Source organism: Thermodesulforhabdaceae bacterium (assembly GCA_037482015.1).
Classification (GTDB): domain Bacteria; phylum Desulfobacterota; class Syntrophobacteria; order Syntrophobacterales; family Thermodesulforhabdaceae; genus JAOACS01.
This window is the reverse complement of the sequence record JBBFKT010000012.1, coordinates 46223-52222: the sequence shown is the minus strand read 5'-3', so window position 1 is coordinate 52222 and position 6000 is coordinate 46223. Positions and strand designations below refer to the sequence as shown.

Genomic DNA, 6000 nt, shown 5'->3' with positions numbered 1-6000 from the left:
CCAAGTTATTGCTCAGTTTTGAAACAAAAACGTCATTCCCACCATTGTGGCTTTGATCATAAGCCCATGCTGTTGTGGGATAGTTGGATGACCCTGTATATCCCGTCACATAGACATTCCCATTACTGTCAAGGGCGATGGAATGGCCCCCCTCACCCCTATCTCCCCCAATGTATGTGGATGCAAGAAGAGTGTCCAAGTTATTGCTCAGTTTTGAAACAAAAACGTCATTCCCACCATTGTGGCTTTGATCATAAGCCCCTGCTGTTGTGGGATAGTTGAATGACTCTGTATATCCCGTCACATAGACATTCCCATTACTGTCAAGGGCGATGGAAATGCCAAGATCTATACTAGATCCTCCTATATAAGTGGATAACAGTAGCTTAGATAAATAATTGTTGAATTTAGAAACAAATGCATCCGTACGTCCATTCCAATATGTATCATATGCCCCCGCTGTTGTGGGAAAATCACTTGAGTCTGCCGGTCCTGTAACATAGACATTCCCAGCACTGTCAATCGTGATCGAAAGTATTCCATCAGCACCACTAGATCCCCCAAAAAATGTAGAGGCAAGGAGTGTGTTCAGAGAGCTATTGAACTTCGAGATGAATCCATCATACGTACCCCCATTAAGATTAGTATCATATGCTCCTTGTGTAGCGGGATAATTGGATGACCATGTAGTCCCCGCCACATAGACATTCCCATTACTGTCAAGGGCGATGGAATTGGCGACATCAGAACTATCTCTCCCGATGTATGTGGATGCAAGAAGAGTGCCCAAGTTATTGCTCAGTTTTGAAACAAAAACGTCATACCCACCATTGTGGCTTTGATCATAAGCCCCTGTTGTTGTGGGATAGTTGAATGACTCTGTATATCCCGTCACATAGACATTCCCATTACTGTCAAGGGCGATGGAATGGCCCCCCTCACCACTATCTCCCCCAATGTATGTGGATGCAAGAAGAGTGTCCAAGTTATTGCTCAGTTTTGAAACAAAAACGTCATACCCACCATTGTGGCTTTGATCATAAGCCCCTGTTGTTGTGGGATAGTTGAATGACTCTGTATATCCCGTCACATAGACATTCCCATTACTGTCAAGGGCGATGGAATGGCCCCCCTCACCACTATCTCCCCCAATGTATGTGGATGCAAGAAGAGGATCTATGACTATCGTTTTTGTCCTGTCATACTCAGAAATAGCAAAGGTGTAGGCATTTCCCTCTATTTTGTAAGAGACCTCTATCTTTTTCATCGGCTCCTCAAGGTAGTAAGCCACAGGTTTTGTAAATCTCACTTCCCCAAACACTGTCTCTGCCACAAGTTCCCCTGTCTTTTCATCTACCTTGAGGCTATTAGCACCTTCCACCGACATGGCTATTGCCTCTGCTTTGGCACCTGGCTTTACATAAAAGAGCTTCTCTACGTTATTTCCATAGGCTTTGAGTTTGAGATCTATCCCTTCATAAACCTCTTCCAGGCTTACAAGCCCATAGGTCCTTATGCCTGTTTTCCACTTGCTCGGGTCATTGCCCCTGAAGTAGCTGACCCTTGCCTGAGCGGGTTCATCACCTTTGATTTCTTTTATGTTTCCTCCAATAAGTCTCTCTTTGAGGGCAACTCCGCATGTTGTCTTGGCGCCCGTAACCTTTTCCTCGTGTTTCAGTCCTTTTTTGTTTCCTGTATTTTCTTCATACTTCGGCAAGGAATAGACAAGCTCTCCATCTTTCGTAACAAAGAGCGTTCCGCCGATGGTCTTGGCGTAAAAGGCTACATCGTCGTTAACCTGCTCTTTGTTTTCAATAAAGGGAATGGGGAGCTTCGAGATCTTCTTTGTTACATCTTCTTTTGTTATTACATTTGTGCTCGCATGCCCATCAAAGACCGCACAGAAAACGCCCAGAGGGAATGGGGAGCTTCGAGATCTTCTTTGTTACATCTTCTTTTGTTATTACATTTGTGCCCGCATGCCCATCAAAGACCGCACAGAAAACGCCCAGAATGAAAGTCAGTAAAACTAATAAAAAACCCCACCATTACCTTTTAAAGCAGCTTTTTCAAACCTACTCATAAGCTATTCCTCCTCACTTGAATGTTTGCAAATAAAGGTTTCAGGAGACAACATAACATAATATTAGTCCAAGTGTGTCTGTAGATAAAAAGACTTTCCTGAATTTAGAAACGGTTTCCTAGAACCCTGGCAAGCTTCTCTGGCTGTATCTTTCATTTCCGATAATACCAAATAAATCACTTTGTAAACAGCCTCTGGCTCTGGAAAAACCTCTATAACTCTGGTTCTTCTTTTGATTTCTTTCATGAGCCTTTCCAATTGATTGGTAGTGTAAAATAAATCTTCTAATTTCCTTGGGATACAAAGGTAGTAAGGTTTTTTAAAGTCCTCTTCCCACCTCTTTACCACTTCAGGATATATTTTCACCCATTTCTCTTTAAGCTCAATAAGAGCCTGTCTGGCTTCTTTCCTGCTTGATGCTCTGTTGCCCCCTAAATCCCCCATCAACGGGAGGACTTACACATCCTTCTGGTCAACTGAGAAACTTTCACACCATTTCCATCAAGGGGGGACTTTCATGCCATCCCCGTCAACTGGAGAATTTTCACACCTTCCCCATCAGCGGGGAACTTCCACTCCCTCCCCGTTGACGGGGAGGGCTGAGGAGGGGACTCCTTTATCAAAGCTCCCTTTACAGCATGAAGCACACAAAGCTGGGATCGTGTCCCAGGAAATTCCATAAGAACAGCCTTTTTAAGTCCTTTTAGACCGTCAGCTACTAACAACTTAAATCTTTTAAGCCCTCTTGATTTGAGTTCACCGAGTATTTCCTGCCAATTGGTGGCACTCTCCCCTTTAGAACCGAAAAACCAAAAACCAAGAACTTCTCTTGCCCCATCCCAATTAATCCCAACAACCACATAGACAGGTTCTTTTCCCACAGAACCACGCCTTACATTCAGAAAAGTTGCATCTACGTAGAGCGCAAAATATTCCTCCTTAACAGGACGGTTCTCCATCTATCTATTGCCTGGGTCGTTACATCCGTGAGACGGCTAACACTGGCAGGGGAATAGTAAGCTCCATAAATCGTTTCCATAAACCGGGAAATAGCTCTAACACTGCACCCGGAAGCAAACAAACCCAAAATTACCTCTCCGAGATCCAGCGAGGCTTTACTTCTTTCAGGAATTATCCTGGGTCTGAAATCTCCCTATCTGACCCTCGGAACTCTAACCCCATCAACAGCGTCTCCCTGCTTTTATCTCCCAATTGGTTAGGTTGCACCGGTTTTGAACATGAGCCAAATTTCTTTTAACTCGGGCATGGGGCTTTCCTTCTTTTTCATTTAGGTTTACTAACACTCACCCACCAGGAGGAAAGCCTCTTCTTACCCCTGTTGTCAAGCAGACACAATTAATGAAACACTACTGATAAGTTACCCCAGGAGATTTTTTACGGAAAGAAAGAGGGAACAGTCTAAAGAATAGGATATTGCCGTAAAAAACCCGTCTATTTATACTTTCAATGGCTTTGTCAGGTCAACAATTTTTCGATAATATGGAGCAGGCTGAAATGTTCCCTTATTTCAGGAAACATTAGCACATGGAGGATGGAGCAAAATAACGAAAGTAACCCCTTAAAAAGAAATTATCCTTAAAGGATCTTTTACTGCCGAGTTTGAAAATTGCAATAAAACGCTTTGCCATCAAACCAATGTTTTGAATGAACTCGCTTGCAACAGGTAAAGAGAGACTCACCCATAAGAGTAGATGAATATATAAGGGCAGACGTTGGAAAGTCTGCCCTTTAATGTATCTAAATGTCTCTTCTTCTCAGGTAGTAAACGGAACCAAGACCCGCAATAATCATAAACATTATCATTCCCCACTCAGTCATCGTAGGCACTGCCACCGCTCCCTGAGACTGGTTAAAGGTGGCGGTTATACTGGAGTTCTGGGTTATCGTAAAACTGCAGGTTCCTGTGCCTGAACAACCCGAAGCAGACCCCGTCCCGTTAGACCACCCTGCAAAGGTAGAACCCGAAGATGGTGTTGCACTCAAGGTTATGGAAGTCCCATGAGAGGCCGTGCAGGTTCCCGTATTCCCCGTCCAGTTCAAGGTGCAACCCGTGGCGCTCACCGTGCCGCTTCCTGTGCCGGATATTGTCACCTGGAGAGTATAATATACGGACTGGTATTCAAAAGCACCCATGTCCACTGTAGCAGTGCCATCTCCGTTACCATCTACAAACCGGGGATTGCCGTCAAGGTCAGTGGTAACGCCAGAGGGAACAGCGCTGTTGTTTCCTTTATCAATAGCAGGCGATCCCGCTTGAAGGCGCAGATTGCCACCTGATGGATCCACAAATAGCGGATCCTGATCAATGTTATGTCCACCATCTACGCCGCAAGCCGACTGCCATCCGCCACCGGAACCTCCACAGCCCTGAATGTTACTGTAGGAAATACTCGGTGTACTCCCTTCGTTGTAAATGCTTTGGCCTACAGATGCACTATTTCCCCAAAGGATGATATTAGTAAGAGTGGGATTGCTGGAATTTCTGTTGAAAATCCCGCCACCGTACCACGCTGAGTTACACGAAAGAGTCACATTAGTAATAGCGGGACTGGAATTGTAATTCATAATACCGCCTCCCCATGATGCCGAATTGCCATAAAAAGCCACGTTGATAAGAGTGGGGCTGGAATTGCCGTTGCTCATTCCGCCGCCATTGTTGTTCGCTGAGTTTCTCAAAAAAGGTCACATTGATAAGGGTGGGATTGGAATTATCATTGTTGTCCATTCCACCGCCGTACCCTGCCGAGTTGCCCGAAAAGGTTACGTTAGTAAGAATTGGGCTGCTATAACCGGCATTTCGCATCCCGCCACCAAACCATTCCGCCGAATTTTCCGAAAAAGTTACATTAGTAAGAACGGGACTGCTGTAGTCTTGATTGTACATCCCACCACCATAGTCTGCCGAGTTGCCCGAAAAGGTTACATTAGTAAGAACAGGGCTGGATTTGTAGTTACACATACCGCCACCATTCCTGTTTGCCGAGTTTTCCAAAAAGGTTACATTGGCAAGGGTGGGGTTGCTGTATTCTTGGTTGCACATTCCACCACAGTAGGATGCCCCGTTTCCCGAAAAAGTCACATTATTAAGAGTGGGATTGCTATTATTGTTGTTACACATCCCGCCGCAATCCCCTGCCCAGTTACCCGAAAAAACCACATTAGCAATAGTAGGGCTGGAACTATCGTTGTACATCCCGCCACAGTAGCTATGAGGCACGTAAATTTCATTCGCCTGCCCGGCGGTTATAATAAAACCATCCAGAACAGCGGTGCCGTCAATGTTAATTCCAGTTACAACATGATAGGCATTACTCCCCTGGATGTCGGCGGTTGTCTCGGCAATATAGTTACCGTCGGTATTGATGTCGTTCTTATCAATATCACCACTTAGAATGGTCTTGTTGGTCTGCCAGTCTCGCTGATCCCGACTGGTCTCCGTCCCGGCAAAACCGCCATATAACGCGACGCCACTTTTAAGTTGAAAGGTGGCGGTCCGGTTGCCAGCCGCACCAGGATAATGAACCCCCGCCTTTACCCAGATCTCATCACCACTCCCAGCACCGGAAAGAGCTGTTTGCAGGGTGCAGGCGTTTGTCCAGGAAGAGCAATCGCCGCTCCCTTGAGCTTCCGGAGCCGCATACAGAACGGCTCCATAGGAAAAACTCGCCATAACAAATGTAAAACATACAAATGACACAATCGCTAGAACAACACCCCCTGGCTTCTTACCTTCTCGATCCATTAGAACATCCTCCCTAAACCCTAAATTAACCTTGCAGGAATTTAACCTTTTTGTATATGGTCTCCCTGCCTTTCCCAATGAACCTACCACTTCTTTTATAAATCCAACCCTTTCAACCTGTTACGAAACTTCTTAACGGCTATTACCAGGAAGA

The 6000-nt window shown here is 45.3% G+C and carries 5 protein-coding genes; all 5 read right to left on the bottom strand.

Annotation, left to right across the window (positions count from 1 at the left end):
• The coding region (locus WHS38_11000) for an SBBP repeat-containing protein (GenBank protein ID MEJ5301504.1) at positions 1–1717 on the bottom strand (1717 nt) is incomplete at its 3' end.
• Between the two features lie 429 nt (positions 1718–2146).
• Positions 2147–2527, bottom strand: a complete 381-nt coding sequence (locus WHS38_10995) for a transposase (GenBank protein MEJ5301503.1) — start codon at positions 2525–2527, stop codon at positions 2147–2149.
• Positions 2528–2598: 71 nt separating this feature from the next.
• Entirely contained in the window at positions 2599–3042 is a 444-nt protein-coding gene (locus WHS38_10990) for a transposase (GenBank protein MEJ5301502.1), read from the bottom strand.
• Between the two features lie 799 nt (positions 3043–3841).
• Complete coding sequence (locus tag WHS38_10985) at positions 3842–4669, bottom strand: choice-of-anchor Q domain-containing protein (protein ID MEJ5301501.1); 828 nt, start codon at positions 4667–4669, stop codon at positions 3842–3844.
• A complete protein-coding gene (locus tag WHS38_10980) occupies positions 4638–5846 on the bottom strand; it encodes a hypothetical protein (GenBank protein MEJ5301500.1) in 1209 nt (402 codons plus the stop codon). Before WHS38_10980 ends, WHS38_10985 begins: the two co-directional genes overlap by 32 nt.
• Positions 5847–6000 lie beyond the last annotated feature (154 nt).

Coding starts and splice junctions, on each gene's coding strand:
- WHS38_10995 (MEJ5301503.1), bottom strand. CDS start 2,527: ATGGGGGATTTAGGGGGCAACAGAGCATCAAGCAGGAAAGAAGCCAGA.
- WHS38_10990 (MEJ5301502.1), bottom strand. CDS start 3,042: ATGGAGAACCGTCCTGTTAAGGAGGAATATTTTGCGCTCTACGTAGAT.
- WHS38_10985 (MEJ5301501.1), bottom strand. CDS start 4,669: ATGAATTACAATTCCAGTCCCGCTATTACTAATGTGACTCTTTCGTGT.
- WHS38_10980 (MEJ5301500.1), bottom strand. CDS start 5,846: ATGGATCGAGAAGGTAAGAAGCCAGGGGGTGTTGTTCTAGCGATTGTG.